Source organism: Micromonospora sp. Llam0, from assembly GCF_003751085.1.
Classification (GTDB): Bacteria; Actinomycetota; Actinomycetes; order Mycobacteriales; family Micromonosporaceae; genus Micromonospora_E.
In genome coordinates, this window is record NZ_RJJY01000002.1 from 1490593 (window position 1) to 1507872 (window position 17280).

Annotated in this window: 14 protein-coding genes; 5 read left to right on the top strand and 9 right to left on the bottom strand. The window is 71.2% G+C overall.

What is annotated here, in order from left to right; translation table 11 throughout:
* Positions 1-6: 6 nt before the first annotated feature.
* Positions 7-2220: a bifunctional glycosyltransferase family 2 protein/CDP-glycerol:glycerophosphate glycerophosphotransferase gene (locus EDC02_RS34255; RefSeq protein WP_123606305.1), complete on the bottom strand. Its 2214-nt coding sequence runs from the start codon at positions 2218-2220 to the stop codon at positions 7-9.
* On the bottom strand, positions 2217-4316 hold the full coding sequence (locus EDC02_RS34260) for a DUF5941 domain-containing protein (RefSeq protein WP_233606585.1): 2100 nt from the start codon (positions 4314-4316) through the stop codon (positions 2217-2219). The genes EDC02_RS34255 and EDC02_RS34260 overlap by 4 nt, the downstream gene beginning before the upstream one ends.
* A 438-nt stretch (positions 4317-4754) precedes the next feature.
* Between EDC02_RS34260 and EDC02_RS34265 the strand changes: the two genes are divergently transcribed.
* Positions 4755-4961: a PspC domain-containing protein gene (locus tag EDC02_RS34265; RefSeq protein WP_123607371.1), complete on the top strand. Its 207-nt coding sequence runs from the start codon at positions 4755-4757 to the stop codon at positions 4959-4961.
* A gap of 70 nt (positions 4962-5031) precedes the next feature.
* Here the strand turns inward: EDC02_RS34265 and EDC02_RS34270 are convergent, their stop codons facing one another.
* The 7 genes from EDC02_RS34270 to pdxH form a co-directional block, all read right to left on the bottom strand.
* Positions 5032-7053, bottom strand: a complete 2022-nt coding sequence (locus tag EDC02_RS34270; protein ID WP_123606306.1) for an arabinofuranosyltransferase — start codon at positions 7051-7053, stop codon at positions 5032-5034.
* Positions 7054-7120: 67 nt separating this feature from the next.
* Positions 7121-8347 (bottom strand): glycosyltransferase family 2 protein, encoded by a 1227-nt coding sequence (locus tag EDC02_RS34275; protein WP_123606307.1) that lies wholly within the window; start codon positions 8345-8347, stop codon positions 7121-7123.
* A gap of 226 nt (positions 8348-8573) precedes the next feature.
* The gene (locus EDC02_RS34280) at positions 8574-9161 is read right to left on the bottom strand and encodes a DUF4230 domain-containing protein (protein ID WP_233606586.1); all 588 of its coding nucleotides are present in this window, start codon (positions 9159-9161) and stop codon (positions 8574-8576) included.
* Positions 9162-9469: 308 nt separating this feature from the next.
* Positions 9470-9781 carry a type II toxin-antitoxin system VapB family antitoxin gene (locus EDC02_RS34285; protein WP_123606308.1) on the bottom strand — a complete coding sequence of 104 codons (312 nt, stop codon included), beginning with the start codon at positions 9779-9781 and terminating at the stop codon, positions 9470-9472.
* A 171-nt stretch (positions 9782-9952) separates the two neighbouring features.
* On the bottom strand, positions 9953-10573 hold the full coding sequence (locus tag EDC02_RS34290) for a nitroreductase family protein (RefSeq protein ID WP_123606309.1): 621 nt from the start codon (positions 10571-10573) through the stop codon (positions 9953-9955).
* On the bottom strand, positions 10573-11538 hold the full coding sequence (locus EDC02_RS34295) for an aldose 1-epimerase family protein (RefSeq protein WP_123606310.1): 966 nt from the start codon (positions 11536-11538) through the stop codon (positions 10573-10575). Before EDC02_RS34295 ends, EDC02_RS34290 begins: the two co-directional genes overlap by 1 nt.
* 85 nt (positions 11539-11623) lie before the next feature.
* Positions 11624-12283 (bottom strand): pyridoxamine 5'-phosphate oxidase, encoded by a 660-nt coding sequence (pdxH, locus tag EDC02_RS34300; RefSeq protein WP_123606311.1) that lies wholly within the window; start codon positions 12281-12283, stop codon positions 11624-11626.
* 201 nt (positions 12284-12484) lie between these two features.
* On the opposite strand from pdxH, the gene EDC02_RS34305 reads away from it, so the two are divergent.
* The 4 genes from EDC02_RS34305 (at position 12485) to EDC02_RS34320 (ending at position 17257) form a co-directional block, all read left to right on the top strand.
* The gene (locus tag EDC02_RS34305) at positions 12485-13591 is read left to right on the top strand and encodes a citrate synthase 2 (RefSeq protein WP_123606312.1); all 1107 of its coding nucleotides are present in this window, start codon (positions 12485-12487) and stop codon (positions 13589-13591) included.
* Positions 13592-13717: 126 nt separating this feature from the next.
* Positions 13718-14845, top strand: a complete 1128-nt coding sequence (gene serC / locus EDC02_RS34310) for a phosphoserine transaminase (protein WP_123606313.1) — start codon at positions 13718-13720, stop codon at positions 14843-14845.
* A 299-nt stretch (positions 14846-15144) separates the two neighbouring features.
* Positions 15145-16212, top strand: a complete 1068-nt coding sequence (gene sepH / locus EDC02_RS34315; RefSeq protein WP_123606314.1) for a septation protein SepH — start codon at positions 15145-15147, stop codon at positions 16210-16212.
* Between the two features lie 58 nt (positions 16213-16270).
* Positions 16271-17257 (top strand): aldo/keto reductase, encoded by a 987-nt coding sequence (locus EDC02_RS34320; RefSeq protein WP_123606315.1) that lies wholly within the window; start codon positions 16271-16273, stop codon positions 17255-17257.
* Positions 17258-17280 lie beyond the last annotated feature (23 nt).

The following is a 17280-nucleotide window of genomic DNA, read 5'->3' on the forward strand; positions in this document are numbered from 1 at the left end:
CTGGGATCAGCCGGCGGCCGACGGTGCCGGCTCGCCGAGCAACGCGCGGCGGACCACCCGCTCGGCGGCGTGCCCGTCGTCAAGGTGGCAGAACCGCCCCCGGAACTGGGTCCGGGCCTTGGCCGCGGCGTCGTCGTCGACCGCTCCGGTACGGAACACGTCCAGCAGGTGGCCGAAGGTGGTGGCGACCGCTCCCGGAGGTTCCGCGGTGATGTCGAAGTAGACGCCCCGGGCCATCGCGTACGCCGCGGCGTCCGGCGCGTAGATCACGATCGGTCGGTCCAGGATCGCGTAGTCGAACATCGCCGACGAGTAGTCCGTGATCAGCACGTCGGCGGCGAGGTACAGGTCCTCGACCACCGGGTGCGCCGACACGTCCCGAACCCGGCCGCTGGCCGGGGCGTTGGGCGCCCGCCCGGTCCGCTGCCGGTCATGGAAGTAGTGGCTGCGGATCAGCAGCCAGGCGTCCGGGCCGAGGACCTCGGCGAAGGCGTCGGCGTCGAAGTCGGGCCGCCAGCCGGGCTGGTGTTCGCGATGGGTCGGCAGGTAGAGCACCACCCGCTCGCCGGCGGCGATGCCGAGCGCCTCGCGGGCCGCGGCCACCTCGGCGTCGGTGGCCAGCGCCAGCCGGTCGTTGCGCGGATAGCCGGTGTCGAGCGACTCGAAGCCGGCCGGGTACGCCCGCTCCCACATCTGGGTGGAGAAGTGGTTGGCGCTGACGCTGTAGTCCCACCGGTCCACCCGGCGCAGCAGCAGGGAGAAGTTCATCGAGGTGGCACCGATCGGGTGCCGCTGCTGGTCCAGGCCCATCACCTTGACCGGCGTGCCGTGGTGGGTCTGCACGTGCACCGAGCCGGGCCGCTTGCGCACGTAGTCGGGGAAGTTCACGTTGTTGATCAGCCACTTCGACCGGGCCAGGGCCCGGTAGTAGCCCCGGGTGCCGGCGACGACGTACGGCACCCCGGGCGGCATGCTCGCCGCCCGGTCCCGACGGACCACCCAGACGCTCTTGATCTGCGGGGCGATCTGCGCCGCCTTGGCGTGGATCGCCGCCGGGTTGCAGCTGTAGCCCCGGTACCAGTACGCGGCGTACAGCGCCAGCGACTCGTCCATCGGCAGCCGCAGCTGCAGCCGGTAGTAGCCACGCAGCAGCGCCCGCCGGCCGGCCCGGGCCAGGTTGATCAGCCGCCGCTTGACCGGCCGGCCGAACCGTCGGCTGATCGAGGGAAGCTTCTTGCGGGCCTGCTGGACGATCCGCAACGCGGCGAAGGTACGCCACCGGTTGGCGGCCAGCAGCCGCCGCTTCAGCCCTTCCACGCCGTCCGGCTGTGGGTAACCGCCGGCCGGCAGCCGCCGCTGGTAGTCGTCGTGTGCCCGGGCGAAGAACTTCCGGTGCAGCTCGAGGGGCAGCCGACCGCCGTGTCCCAGCACCATCAGATAGTGGGAGATCATCAGGCCGAACAGCTCGGGCCGGACCGGATCGGCCTGCGGGCCACGGGCGTCCAACCAGTCGAAGGTGTGGCCCCAGTGGTCGAACATCTCGAAGTGCCGGGCGCTGCGGGTCCGGGTGATCGCCCCGGTGCGGCGCTGCCGGTAGTTGACGCACGCCCGGTCGAGTACGGTGACCCGCTCGGCCGCGACCAGTAGCGGGAAGGTGAACGAGACGTCCTCGTACCAGCCCGCCTCGAACCGCAGCCCGAGATCGACCAGGAACTCCCGACGGGTGACCTTGTTCCAGGCGGTGTGCAGGACCTTGAGCGTCTCCGGCCGGGTCCGTACGTCGAACACCTCGGCGCCGGGCGAGGTCGGGAACGCCTGGCGCAGCGCGCTACCCGCGTGGTAGTTGTTCCAGAAGACCCGTACGTGGTCGACGATCAGTACGTCGGGGGTGGTGTCGCGGAGTCGGTTGGCGACCGCCCGCAGCGCACCGTCGGTCAGCCAGTCGTCGCTGTCCAGGAACCAGACGTACTCGCCGGTCGCCGCGTCCAGCCCGGCGTTTCGGGCCTTACCCAGGCCGACGTTGGCCGGTAGCGACAGCACGGTCAGCCGGGGGTCGCGGGCGGCGTACTCGGCGAGGATCTGCCCGGAGGTGTCCGGCGAGCAGTCGTCGACCGCGATCACCTCGACGTCGGTGAACGACTGCCCGAGGATGGAGTCAAGGCACTCCCGCAGGTAGCCCTGCACCTTGTACACCGGCACAACGATACTGATCAACGTCATCGGTCATCACCTGCGATCGTGCCGGCGGGGCGGCCGGCGGGGTGGAGGGAGGGAGCCGGACCTACCGGCATGGCCGGCGGCCGGCGGGGTGCCGGAATCCGGGCGACGGCGCCCGGCGGGCGGTGATCCGCTGCTCGATCCGGCGCCGACGGCCGGTGATCGAGCACCGCGGTCACGAGGAAGTGCAGCATCAGGTAGCCGGCGAGCGCGGCTACCACACCGGTGGTCACCGCGACCGGGGTGACCGTCGCGGGCAGCCCGGGGGCGAGCAGCATCGGCCCGGCAGCGGCGGCGGCGAGCAGCAGTGTTCGGCCGTCCCAGCCGAGGCTCCACCGGCGCAGCGGTGGTCCGTCGAGCCGTTTCTCCAGCCGGGCGGTGAGATCGTAGTGGTGCAGGGCGAGGATCAGCAGCAGTCCGTAGGTGACCGCAGCCGGCACGCCGGCGACGACGCCGGCCGCGACGACGAAGAGAAGTTCGGCCGCCCGCAGCGCCGCTGGCACCAGCCAGTCGAGCGCGCCGGTGGCCGGCCGGGCCGCGCTGGCCGCGCCGGCCGCCAGCAGGGCCGCCGCGCCGACGAGGACGGCACCGGCACCGGCACCGGCACCGGCACCGGACAGCATGCCGGTCGCGGTCAGGGCCAGCAGGGTCGCGGCGGTCCCGGCGGCAGCCACCGCGAGGGGCAACTGCCCGGCGGCGGATCGACCGGTCAGCAGATTGGCGATCCGACCGGCCAGGAAGCCGTCGTCGCGGTAGTTCGCGGTGTCCACCGCCGCCAGCACCGGAACCCGCATCGACCGGGCCCGCAGGGTCCGCAGGCCCGCCGTCCAGATGGCCGCGAGCAGCCCCCAGCCGAGTACGGCCCACAGGCTGACCAGCGGGCCGAACAGCACCACGGTGACGGCGATCAGCGCCCACCGCTCGCCGATCGGGAAGACGATGGTCCGTTTCGCCCAGTAGATCGGCGAGCGTGGCGCGGCGAGCACCCGGTCGGAGGCCTGGCTGAGCCGACCGCCGACCCCGACCGCCGACGCGCCGGTGGCCGGCCGGCTCGACGGCCGGTGGGCGGCTTCGTCGTGCAGCGCCCCGTACCAGGCGTCGGTCATGTGCCGGACGGTCTGCAACACGATCGCGGCGGTGGCCAGCACCCACCCGTCGGCCGCCCACCCGTCGGCCGGTCCCGCCTGGTGTACGCCGACGCCGAGCCCCGCGTACACCAGGTACTCCTTGCCCCGGTCGGCGATGGTGTCCAGCCAGCCGCCGAATGCGCTGAACCGGCCGGTGTAGCGGGCCAGTTGGCCGTCGACGCAGTCGAGCACGAAGCCGAGATAGAGCAGGACCGCACCGAGCACCAGCAGCGGCCGGTCGCCTACGGCGAACAGCAGCGCGGCGGCGGCGGCGAACGCGACCGAGATCGCGGTGACCCCGGTCGGGCTCAGCCCGATCCGGGCCGCGACCTTCGCAACTATCGGTGACCAGCTACTCACAAAGTAGGTGGCGAACAGGTCGTCCTGTTCCTTGACCACCAGGCGCAGTCGGGCCCGGTCGGGGTCGACGGCACGGATCCGGGCCTCGGCGTCGGACAGACCGGCCGGGTCGGCCACCCGCCGGGCCACCAGGTGCCGCAGCGGGTACGCCCCGACGGCGGCGCCGTCGGCGACGAACTCGGCGAGGATCGCGTCCAGCGGGTGGGTGCCCGGGGGCAGCCGCCGGGTGGCGGCGGCCCGGGCCGCCGTGGCCAACGCGGGCAGGTCACCGACGCCGACCCGCAGTACGCCGCCGAAGCGCGGAAGCGGCTCGGTGGTGGTCGGGTCGGCGGTGGCCGGCGTCGGGTCGGCGGTGGCCGGGTCGGTGGTGACGGCGACGATCCGACCGCGCAGAGCGCTGACGGCGGCGACCCGACCACCAGCGGAGCCGTCCGCAGCGGGCAGCAGCAGCGCCCGGGTGGTCCCGGCCGGTGCCACGGAGAGCAGTCGAATCACCTCGGTGTGGGCGACCACGTCGGTGGCGCACAGCAGGACCGGTCCGACGGCCCGCTCGACGATGTCGGCGACGGTAGCCAGCTCCGCTGTCCGCGCCTCGTCGGCACAGGCCGCCACGAGCTGCTCCCGAAGATGGTCGTCAAGCGACGATCCACTTACTGTGCGCAACTTTCCGGGATCGGCGCTGGTCGAGGTGGCAGAAGCCCGGTTCGCCGAAATCAGGATCGCCAGTGTCACATTCGCGCGCTTCCGTCTAGACGAGCGCGCGAGGCGCTCCGAGGGGTGGCGTCGCCCGAGGGCGCCGACGCGGGTGGGGGCACCGTCGGTGTGGGCAACGCCGGCAAGATTAGCAGTCGGTGAACAATGCGGGTAGCTCGCACGTCCGCGAGATGACGCCGCTCTGGCGCGACCCCCTGAATGATCTTGAATCGGTCAGGGTAACGCCGTACGGGAGCCGCACCGCGAATCGGTCCGTGGACCGAGGGCGCCGCGTCCCGACGCGCCTACCGTGGAATGTGGCAGACCGGCCAGCAACGACACCCGAAGGAGCGTCCGATGAGCCGCAAACTGGTACGTCCCCGCAACGGACGGATGATCGCCGGCGTCTGCGCCGGGCTCGGCCAACGGTTCGGCATCTCAGCGGGAATGGTGCGGTTGATCTTCCTGCTCTCCCTGCTGCTGCCCGGCACCCAGGTGATCATTTACCTGGCGCTGTGGATCGTGATGCCGAACGAGGACCGTAACCTCGCCACGTCGTACTGAGCACCCGTCCCGGGCACCGCCCGGCCCGGAGACTGCCGACGACCCGCCCCGTGGGACGGCCGACGACGGGTCACCGACGGACCGTGACGACAACCTGTCCCGGCAGGTCGTCGCGGACCACCCAGTACCGTTCGTCGAACTGGTCGCGGTGGAACCGCAGGTCCTGCCAGATCAGCTCGTCGCCGTCCCGGGTCAGGACGAAGACGTCGATCGGTCCGAACCCGGTCGCCGCCGACTCGGCGGCGAACGCCGCCGGGTCGTCCTGGTCGGCCAGGTCGCGCAGCTCGGCCCGGCGTTCGTCCCAGCGGGACAGGGTGCCCGCCGCGGTCCGGTCGTTGCTCAGGTAACCGGGCCACGGCAGGTACGAGAAGAGCCGTTCGTCGACGCTGAGGGTGACCCGGTCCGGGTCCGGCCCGGTGACCTGCTCGACCGCTCGACGTACCGGCTCGACCGGGAACCAGTCGGCGCGGCCGGTGTCGGGCGCGTACCGGGGATGGCCGCCGCCGGGCAGCGGCTCGGCGTGCGCGGCCGTCGCGTACCCCGAACCGGAGCCGTTGGTGCCCGGCATCCAGTTCGTGGAGTAGACCGGTACCGCCCAGGCCAGCAGCACCGCCAACGGCACGCCGGCCAGCCCGACCGGTGGGCTGATCTGCAGCCGGCGCAGCAGCAGCGGCACCACGTGCACCAGGGTCAGCACCCCGGCGACGGCCAGCACCACGCCGTACAGCCGGGCCGTGTAGTGCGCGAAGGCGGTGTGCCCGGTCAGCACGAACCGCACCATCGACAGCAGCCGGTAGGCGAACGCGCCAGCGGCGATCAGCAGCAGCGGCCGGGCCCACCAGGTCGACCGGACCAGCCACACCAGGCCCACCATGCCGGCCAACTGCAGACCACGCAGCGGCAGGTCACCCCGCTCCAGGAACGGCAGCAGACCATCGAGGTAGTACGGCGACACGAACAGGTCGGAAACCAGCTGTCCGCCACCGCCGGTGGTCAACGCCCTCAGGTACGGCAGCACGTACCACGCCGACGACACGGTGGCGACCGCGGCGACCAGCAGCAGTCGCCGCAGGTACGCCCACCGGTCCGGCTCAGCCCGCCAGGCCGACCCGACGATCACCGCGAGGCCGAGCGCCGCGTAGACCAGCCAGGCCTGGTAGAGCACCACCAGCAGGCCCCCGAGCAGTCCGGAGGCCAGCCAGTGCAGCCGGCTGCGCGGCGGACGGGTGAAGGTCTCCAGCACCCACGGGATGAAGATCATCAAAGCCAGGACCTCGTACGCCTTCCGCGGGTCGGACCAGGCCAGCACCCCCACGCAGGAGATCGCTAGCGCCGTCCAGGGACCCACCTGGCGGCGCCACAGCAGGAATCCGACCAGCACCGACGCCGAGACGAACAGCACCTCGGCGTCGCCGAGCAACCGCCAGGCCGGCTGGTCGAGCAGCACCGCCGCCCGGCCGACCAGCCAGGCGTACAGCGGCGGGTACTCCGACGGCAGCCCCGGCACCGTGGTGTCCGCGCTGGCCACGGTGACCGTGTACCGGGTGGCGGTGGCGGTCATCCGCAGCATGTCCCCGGACAGGCCGCCGAAGCCGAACGGGGTGCCGTACAGCGCGGCCCGCAGGATCAGCGCCAGCCAGGCGGAGGCCAGGCCGGCGCTGACTCCGGCCAGTGCCGGCATCGCGGCCGGCACCCATCGCCGGACGGCGGCAGCGGCCAGTCCGCCGAGGCAGACCAGCAGCAGGCCGCTGGCGACCGGCAGCGCCCGGCCGGCCACCGTGAATGGGTCAACGCGCGCCACCGACGGCAGCACGACCGCCACCGGCGTGGCCACCAGCCAGGTCAGTACGGCGAGCGGTCCCGGCCGGTCGGCCAGGGACCGCAACCGGGCGATCCAGGTCCGGCCCGGCCCGGGTTCCGGCTTCGGTTCCGGTTTCGGTTCCGGTTCCGGTCTACGAGATCCGTCCGGATTGTCCTGCTCCGGGATCCGGTCCGACGCCTCCCGGCCTTGCGCGCCTGCCTCCCGGCCGGGTGAACCTACCCCCCGGCCGCTCGGCTCGCCGGTGCCGGCCGGGGATGTCTCGACAGTCATGGTGCTCCGCGGAACCGTTCGTCATCGTGACGCGCCGACCGTGTCGTGTAGCGGCGGGCCGTCCTGGTCAGTGGGTGCTGACCACCAGCGGGCCGAGCTCCGAGGTCTGCTGATCGGCCACGGCGACGGAGACCCGCCGCAGGCTGAGCAGGCTGGAGAAGAGCCCGGCGAAGATCAGTGTCGCGCCGAGGCCGATCGCGGTCGAGGAGGGCAGCACTACCCGCATGGTGTCACTCGCGTCCTGGGCGCCGAAGCCGGTCGCACCCCAGGTGGCCACCGCCAGGATGGTGCCGGCCAGACCGAGCAGGATCAACGCGATCCCGCCGGCCGTGCAGGTCTCCAGTCTGACGTACCGGCTCCACCGGTCGGATTGTCGCAGGTCGGTGATGCCCTCGTATCTGCCGTAGATCAGCGCGAACGCTCCGAAGAGCAGCAGCTGTGCGCCGGCGAGCATGGCGAGACAGGTGTAGACGAGGGTGCTGACGTCGAAACCGATCCCGCCGACGACCAACGGGCCGACGGCCAACGTGACGGTGCCGATCAGGCCGACCGTGAACAGCACCGCACCGGGCCAGATCAGCATCTTTCGGGGGGCGAACACCAGCAGGAACCGCAGGTGACGCCAGCCGTCCCGCCAGGTCCGCAGGTGGGGTGGCCGGCTCCGGCCGTCGGGACGGAGGGTGGTCGGCACCTCGGTGATGTCGTAGCCGTTGAGCGCGGCCCGGACGACCAGTTCGGAGGCGAATTCCATGCCCGGCATGCACAGCTGCAACTGCCGGACCCGGTCCCGGTTGAAGCCGCGGATCCCGCAGTGAAAATCACCCACATTCAGGTTGAACAGCCGACGGCCGAGCCAGGAGAGCACCGGGTTGCCGAGATGACGGTGCAGAAACGGCATCGCGCCGTCGGCTATACCGCCGCGGAACCGGTTCCCCATCACCACGTCCCGACCGCGCCGCAATTCATGAATGAAAGGTCCAAGATCGGAAAGGTCGTACGAGTCGTCGGCGTCGGCCATGATGACGTACCGACCACGGGCCTGCTCGACGCCGTTGATCAGTGCTCCGCCATAGCCGCGCATCGGAGCGTGCGACACCCGGGCGCCGGCGCGTACGGCAATTTCCTGTGAGCCGTCGGTGGAGCCGTTGTCGCTGACCAGGACCTCACCCCGGACCCCGAGCTCGTCGAGGGACCGGCGGGCCTTGCGGATGCACACCTCCAGCGTCTCCGCCTCGTTCAGACACGGCAGAAGGACCGTGACCTCGACCTCGTCGTTGCGCACCGAACGCGCCACGGGTGCACCCCCGAATTAGAGACTGACCACAGTCAGGCCGCCGTACCAGTCATGAGTCGATTTCATTGTCTGGCCCGCCGTTACTGCGGATCCGGCCCTCGACTGCACTCTAGCGCGACCCATGCGGAACGAGTGCCCACCCCTGGACAGAAAACGCCGGACCGAAGGATGATTCGGTCCGGCGGATCACCCACCCGTTACGGGCGGTTTGAGCTTGCGAAAATGTCTATGGCGTCACAAAGGTGACTGAGATTTCCTCGTATCCCAGGGAGCGCAACAGCCCCGTGAGCATCTTGCGGGTGTTCTCCTCGGCCCGCCCGGCGATCCCGCTCTCCCGGGCGGCGGCCGCGATCCGGTCCTCGGCCAACTGGTAGACCTGCTGCCGCCGGTTCGGGTCACCGCCGAACACCTCACCGAGACGGTTGAACAGGCCACGCTCCTCGGCGAAGACGTAACTGTTGTCGAGATCGAGATCCGCGTCGGTCAACTGTGGGGCCGGCAACTCGATTTGCGCAGAAAGCCCATCTTCAGAGGTAGATATGGCTTCCTCGCCGATTTGCCCGAAATCGACGTAAGCCTCGACCGTTCCGACCCCGACGAACAGCGTCCGTTCGTTGAGCAGGAAATCGGGCACGTACCGTCGGTCCTGCTCAAGGTCGACGACGACCTGGTAGTTGCCCTCCGCCGCGACGAACCGGCTGAGATCCTGGATCGACTGCAGCACCGGCGGCTGAGTGCGATCGGTCTCCTGTTGGGCGAATGGGTTGCGCCAGCTCGGCAGCAGCCCGGCGGCCTGGGTCGACAGCAGCAGCACCGCGACCAGGCCGACGATGGCGGCGAGCCCGAGCAGCCCGCGCCGACGCCCGCCGGACTCCGACGGCGGCGTAGCCGGCTCGGCCGGCTCCGACGAACCGTCGGGATATTCCGGAAATTCCCGAGTAGGAGTGTTGACATCGCCGCTACGGGACATCCCCATCACCGTCCTCACCAGACGCCGGCCCACCGCCGGGACGTCTGGATTCACCGTACGGCCCCGGTACGACAACCGCATCCGGAGCCGGCCGGCGGATCATCGCGCCCGACGGACGAATCGGGCCGGCCGGCAAGGTCAGGCCGGCAAGGTCAGCCGGCGGCCCGCTGCTGGATGAGCAGGTACACCCGGGCGTGGATCTGGTTGCGCTGCTGGAGCGCGGCCCGCAGGGCCCGGTGCAGGCCGTCCTCCAGGTAGAGACCGCCGTTCCACTGGACCACGTGCGGGAAGAGGTCGCCGTAGAACGTCGAGTCCTCGGCGAGCAGCTTGTCCAGCGCCAGCTCCCGCTTGGTGGTGATCAGCTGATCGAGCCGCAGCGGGCGGGGCGGAATCTCCGCCCACTGCTTCAGGGTCAGACCGTGCTCAGGGTAAGGACGACCGTCCCGCACCGCTTTGAAGATCACGACGGCGCGCTCCTCCCATGTCGCCTACCGAACCGTCTGTCTGCCGAACCGCCACCCGCCGGCCGGACGCCACCGTACGTCGGCGCGTCTGCCAGCGTAGCGACCTGCCGCGACCAACCGGAGCGATCCTGCGGCCCGTACCGCAGCGTCACCGCCCGCAACCGGCCCCGGTCAACCGTCCCACCGGCCACGATGAACCACCTCGTCGACCGGACGGCGACCGCGACGCAGCGACGGGGAACGCGTGTCCGGTGCCCGGTAGCCGACGGTGATCGCACCGATCGGGACGAACTCGTCCGGCACGCCGAACGCCTCCCGGAAACTCGGCGTGCGCTCCGGCGGGATGCCGAAGAAGCAGGCTCCGAGCCCTTCGTCCACGGCGGTCAGCAGCATCAGCAGCGCGGCGAACCCGGTGTCGATGTGCCAGTACGGCACCGGCCAGCGCGCCTCGTCGCGGTCGGTCCAGCCCTTGTCCGGCTGGGCGTACCGGTCCAGGTACGCCGACCGGTTGGCGTGCGGGACGATGATCAGCGGCGCCTGGGTCATGCCGGCCAGCCAGCGGCTGCGCCGCTCGGTGTCCGGGTCCGCCGCCACCGGGGTGGTCGCCGCCCAGAACGCCGACCGGTCGTCCGGCCGGTCCAGCACCAGGAAACCCCAGCCCTGGGAGAACCCGGCCGACGGCGCGTGGATCGCGTGCTCCAGCAACCGGTCGACGATCTCGGGCGGTACCGGGCGGTCCGGGTCGTAGTTGCGGACCATCCGCCGCCGGCGTACCGCGTCGCGGAACTCCATCACCGACCCTCCGGCCCCGGTCCCGCCGGGTCCTGCCCCGGACGGATGCCCCAGCTCGCCTGCCAGGTCTCGGCCGGCGCCAGAACGATCAGATCCCGCCCGGACCGGAACGCGTCCGGCGGGCAGGTCATCGGCTCGACCGCCACCGACCGCCGGTAGCGCGGCTCCGCCAGGGTGTCCCCGCTGAACAGCTGCCACCAGCCGAAAGCGGAGTCGGCCCAGAGCGTCACGCCGGCCGAGCCGTCCTGGTTGGACAATTGGACGGCGGAGCCGCCCGACGGATCCCGGTCGAGATCACCGAACGCGGTGTCCAGCACGACCGGGCCGATCCGCCGCGGCTTGGTGAAGTCGTACTCGCCACCGGCCACCTTCGCCGCGCCGATCGGCAGCAGCCGGCCGTCCACCAGCAGCCGGCTGCGGGCCGGCAGGTGCAGGGTCAGGTCGTCGACGACGGTGTCCGGCAGCCGCAGGTACGGATGGACCCCGAGCCCGAACGGTGCCGGCTCGGCGCTGGCGTTGGTCACCTGATGGGTCACCCGCAGTCCGTCGGCGCCGACCGCCCACCGGGTACGCAGCACCAGCGACCACGGGTAGCCGGGGTGCGGGAAGAGGGTGCAGCCGACCACCACTTCGTCGGCTGTCTTGGAGATCAGGTGCCAGGGCAGCCAGCAGACCAGCCCGTGCAGCGCGGTGTGCCGGTCCGGCTCGGACAGGTGCAGCTGCCGGGTGACCTCGGCGAAGGTGTAGCGGCCGTCCCGGATCCGGTTCGGCCACGGAGCCAGGACCTGGCCGGCACCGCCGACACAGAGCTCGTCCTCGGCGTACCCGTCGACGTAGTCGACCCCACCGGCGCGGTACGCCCGCAGCCCGCCACCCACCTCGACCACGACGGCCTCGTGCCCGTCCGCCGCAATCGTCCACTGCGCTCCGGACGGCGGGCCCGGACGTGCATCGACGTTGTCCATGCGGCGACGATAACGGTTCAATCCAGCTCGCGGGTCACCCGCCGGCCAGTGATCCACAATAGCTAAGAGTAAATTAAAGGTTGCGCTACGGCGCGATCCGCTCGATCGACCAGCCACCGGCGGCGTCCCGGCGGTACCGGAACCGGTCGTGTAGCCGGTCGGCCCGGCCCTGCCAGAACTCGACGGTCCACGGCGTCACCAGCAGGCCGCCCCAGTGCGGCGGCGGGGGCACCACGGTCGGCTCCGGGAACCGCCGCCGGGCGGCAGCCAGACCGGCGTCGACCGCCGCACGGTCCGGCACCACCCGCGACTGTGGGCTGGCCCACGCGCCGAGCTGGGAGCCGCGCGGCCGGGTGGCGAAGTACGCCTCGGTCTGCGCCCGTGGGACCGGTGCCACCACCCCGCGTACCTCCACCTGTCGGGACATCGCGAACCACGGAAAGAGCAGGCTGACCGAGGGATTGTCGGTGGTCTCGGTGCCCTTGCGGGACCGGTAGTTGGTGAAAAAGACGATTCCCGACTCGTCGTACCCTTTCATCAGCACCGTCCGGGTGCTGGGTCGCCCATCGACGTCGGCCGTGGCCAGCACCATCGCATTCGGCTCCGGCAACCCGGCCGCCACCGCGTCGGCGAACCATCGGGCGAACTGGGTGTGCCAGTCGATGGCGAGGTCGCGGCGACGCAGTTCCGGGGCACCGCGATAGTCACGACGCGTCAGACCCGGCCGTGGTGTGTCTCCCGTCACGTCGCTCTCCTGAACTAGGGCTACCCCTGGCACCGAACTTACGCTGGGTACCCACCAGGCACGAACAACCGGTCACCGACCGGGGCACGAACGACCAGTCACCGCAGCACACGGACGTCAGTGAAAGCCGTTCAGGGCAGCCTGCAGCAGTTCTACCCGGGCGCTCGGGCAGCACCGCCAAATCCCCACCAGGAGAGCCACATGTCCGACTTCAAACCGGGTCTCGAAGGTGTGATCGCATTCGAGACCGAAATCGCCGAGCCTGACAAGGAGGGCGGTGCCCTACGGTACCGCGGCGTCGACATTGAGGATCTGATCGGACAGGTCTCCTTCGGCAACGTCTGGGCACTGCTGGTCGACGGTCGGTTCGGGCCGGGTCTGCCGCCCGCCGAGCCGTTCCCGGTGCCGGTGCACTCCGGCGACATCCGGGTGGACGTGCAGTCGGCGGTCGCCATGCTCGCCCCGTACTGGGGGCTGTCCCAGTTGCTCGACATCTCGGACGAGCAGGCCCGCGCGGACCTGGCCCGGGTGTCGGTCACCGCGTTGTCGTTCGTCGCCCAGTCGGCCCGTGGGCTCGGTCTGCCGGCCGTGCCGCAGAAGGAGATCGACAAGGCGCAGACCATCGTCGAGCGGTTCATGCGCCGGTGGCGTGGCGAGCCGGACCCGCGGCACGTCAAGGCGGTCGACGCTTACTTCATCTCCGCCGCCGAACACGGCATGAACGCCTCCACCTTCACCGCCCGGGTGGTCGCCTCCACCGGAGCCGACGCCGCCGCCTGCATCTCGTCGGGCATCGGCGCGCTCTCCGGACCGCTGCACGGTGGTGCCCCGTCCCGGGTGCTGCACATGATCGAGGGTGTGGAGCGCAGCGGCGACGCCGAGTCGTACGTCAAGGGCGTGCTCGACCGCGGCGAACGGCTGATGGGGTTCGGTCACCGGGTGTACCGGGCCGAGGACCCGCGCGCCCGGGTGCTGCGCCGTACCGCCAAGGAGCTCGGCGCGCCCCGTTACGAGGTGGCCGAGGCGCTGGAGAAGGCCGCCCTGGAGGAGCTGCACAACCGCAAGCCGGACCGGGTGCTGGCGACCAACGTCGAGTTCTGGTCGGCGGTGGTGCTCGACTTCGCCGAGGTGCCGGCGCACATGTTCACCTCGATGTTCACCTGCGCCCGGATGGGCGGCTGGAGCGCCCACATCCTGGAGCAGAAGCGGCTCAAGCGGCTGGTCCGTCCGTCCGCCCGGTACGTCGGCCCGCAGCCGCGCAAGCCGCAGCAGGTCGCCGGCTGGGACGCGGTCCCGCACGACGTCTGATCCGACGCCGGCCCGGGGGATGTGGGGCACGCCTCAGTCGCAGACGTGGGACCACACCCCGGGGCCAGCCGGTCGGGTGCGAGGATTGGTCGACCCGTAGCGCATCTGGAAGGACTGCTGACCACCGTGGCTGACGTTGCGACCATCCGCATCCCAGACGAGATCAAGCCCGCCGACGGCAGGTTCGGCTGCGGCCCGTCGAAGGTCCGCCCGGCAGCCGTCGAGGCGCTGTCCGAGGTCGCCACCAGCTACCTGGGCACCTCCCACCGGCAGAAGACCGTCCGTGACGAGGTCGCCCGGCTGCGGCGCGGCATCGCCGAGTTCTTCGCGCTGCCCGAGGGCTACGAGGTGATTCTCGGCAACGGCGGTACCACCGCGTTCTGGGAGGTCGCCACGTTCGGTCTGGTCCGCGACCGGGCGCAGTTCGCCAGCTTCGGCGAGTTCGGGGCGAAGTTCGCCAAGGCGGTACGCGACGCGCCGTTCCTCGGCGAGCCGACGGTGCACAAGGCCGAGCCGGGCAGCGCCCCGGCGCTGGTCGCCGAGGCGGGCGTCGACGTCTACGCGACGCCGCACAACGAGACCTCCACCGGGGTCGCGGTGCCGATCCGGCGGGTCGCCGGGGCCGACGACGGTGCGCTGATGCTGGTCGACGCCACCTCCGGCGCCGGTGGCCTGGAGGTCGACCCGACCGAGACCGACGTCTACTACTTCGCCCCGCAGAAGTGCTTCGGCTCGGACGGCGGCATCTGGCTGGCCCTGATGTCGCCGGCCGCCCTGGACCGGGCCGCCCAGGTCAAGGCGTCCGGCCGGTACATCCCGGCGTTCCTGGACCTGGTCACCGCGATCGACAACTCGCGGTTGGAGCAGACCTACAACACCCCGGCGCTGGCGACGATCTTCCTCGCCGCCGAGCAGACCGACTGGATGACCGCCCAGGGTGGGCTGGCCTGGGCGGCGAAGCGCACGGCGGAGAGCGCGGCGGCGATCTACGGCTGGGCTCAGCGGTCCGCGGTCGCCACCCCGTTCGTCACCGATCCGGCGCTGCGGTCCAACGTGGTGGCGACGATCGACTTCGTCGACGCAGTGGACGCCTCGAAGGTCGCCAAGGTGCTGCGGGCCAACGGCATCGTGGACACCGAGCCGTACCGCAAGCTCGGCCGCAACCAGCTGCGGGTGGCGCTGTTCCCGGCGATCGACCCGGCCGATGTCGAGGCGTTGACCGCCTGCGTCGACTTCGTGATCGAGCGGCTCTGAGGCATATCGGGTGATAAAGCCGGTTCGGCGTTGATTGTCGCCGAACCGGCTGGTTTGCTCTAGGATGACGATCAACCGCTGACCATCCGTGATCGATCGTGATCGCCGCCGCTCGATCACCGTTCACCACCACCGTCCACTACCCGACTCGCCCAGCCGGGCGGATCGGGGCAGCTCACTCGACATGCCCGGCGTGGCCTACTCCCATCGGGTGGCATATCGGCGTACCGTGTGCGGAGGACGTCGCGGGCGGGTCGACCTTGCGGCGTGGGGCAGCTCAGCGGGACGGAGGCAACGCGATGCGCCCGGTACGCTTCGTCGCCCTCTCCGAGGACGGTCAGGCCTTGGTCCTCGCTGACGAGGTCGGCCGACTGCTCGCCCTGCCGATCGACGACCGTGTCTCCACCGCCGTGCAGGCCGACCCGGACAGCTCGACCACGCTGACCGTGGCCAGCCAGCCCGGCGATCCGCAGCCGTCGCTGTCCCCCCGGGACATCCAGGCCCGGATCCGGTCCGGCGAGTCGGCCGACGACGTCGCCCGCATCGCCGGCGTGCCGGTCGACCGGGTGCTGCGCTACGCCGGACCGGTGCTGCAGGAGCGGGCCATGCTCGCCCAGCACGCCCGGCGTACCAGGCTGAAGAACTCCGACAAGGGTGCCCCGCTCGCCGAGGTCGTCGACGGCCGGCTGGCCCAGCACGGCATCGACGCGGAGAAGATCTCCTGGGACGCGTACCGGCGCGACGACGGCACCTGGCGGATCATCGCCACCTGGCCGTCCGGCAAGGCCACCGCCCAGGCCATCTGGGAGCTCGACAAGAGCCGCCAGGTGATCTCGCCGCACGACGACATGGCGCAGTACCTCTGCACCGAGCGGCCCACCCAGATCCTCGGTCAGGAGCCGGCGCCGGAGCGGGGCGGGCACGCGCTGCCCGGTCCGTCGCGTGCCGAGCCGGGCCGGGGCGGCGGGCACGGCCTCCCGGCTGCCCCGGGTGACCAGCCACGACCCAGCCGGGACCCGATCCGGGCCGGGCGGGACGCGCTGCTCGCTTCGCTGGACCGACCGCTCGGTTCGGCGGCCGGTCGCGGCCTGGAGCCGGCCGCCAACGCCGAGACGCCCCGGCAGCGACCGGTGGCCGGTGGTGCCGCCGCCCTGCTCGGCGGTGGCGCGGGTTCCGCCTTCGATGACGACGCCGACGCACCCAAGGAGGTCCCAGCGGTGCCGTCCCTGGCGGTGCTGCGGCCCGGGCGCGCCACGTCCGGTGCCACCGAGACCCCGGCCGACAGTTCCGGTAAGCCCCGAAAGCGGCTGCCGAGCTGGGACGACGTCCTGTTCGGCAGCGGCCCGGCCGACCGCGCGAGTTCCTGACCCGTCGGGCGGGTCGGCCAGGGCCTGCTGGTCGGCGGCCGCGTGACATGTTAGAGCGATGGAGTACACCAACCTCGGCCGCACCGGCCTGTCCGTGAGCCGGTTGTGTCTCGGCACAATGAACTTCGGACCGCAGACCGACGAACCCGACAGCTTCGCGATCATGGACCGGGCCCTGGAACACGGGATCAACCTCCACGACACCGCGAACGTCTACGGCTGGCACCTCGGCGCAGGCGCCACCGAAGAAATCATCGGTCGCTGGTACGCCCAGGGTGGTGGCCGGCGGGACAAGGTCGTGCTGGCCACCAAGGTGTACGGCAAGATGGGCGACTGGCCCAACGAGCAGGGCCTGTCCGCCCGGCACATCGTCCGCGCATGCGAGGACTCGCTGCGCCGGCTGCAGACCGACTGGATCGACCTCTACCAGATGCACCACGTCTCCCGGCAGACCCCGTGGGAGGAGATCTGGCAGGCGATGGAGACCCTGGTCGCCCAGGGCAAGGTGCTCTACGTCGGCTCGTCGAACTTCGCCGGCTGGCACATCGGCGCCGCGCAGCAGGCCGCCGCCCAGCGCAACTTCCTGGGCCTCGTCGCCGAGCAGTGCATCTACAACCTGTTGACCCGGTACGTCGAGCTCGAGGTGATTCCGGCCGCCCAGCACCATGGGCTCGGCATCATCCCCTGGTCCCCGCTGCACGGTGGGCTGCTCAGTGGTGCCATCCGTAAGGAGGCCACCGGCGAGAGCGCCCGGTCGGCCAGTGGCCGTTCCGTTGCCGCGTTGACCGAGCATCGGAGCACCATTGAGGCGTACGAGGAGTTCTGCGCCGAGCTGGGACACGACCCGACGGACATCGCGCTGGCCTGGTTGCTCTCCCGGCCCGGGGTGGCCGCGCCGATCATCGGTCCGCGGACCGTCGCCCAGTTGGACAGTTCACTCCGGGCGTTCGATGTCGTTCTCGACGACAGCGCCCTGGCCCGGCTGGACGAGCTCTTCCCGCCGGTCGGGCGTGGCGGGCCGGCCCCGGAAGCCTGGGCCTGGTGACTGCGAAACCACAGACCTGGTCA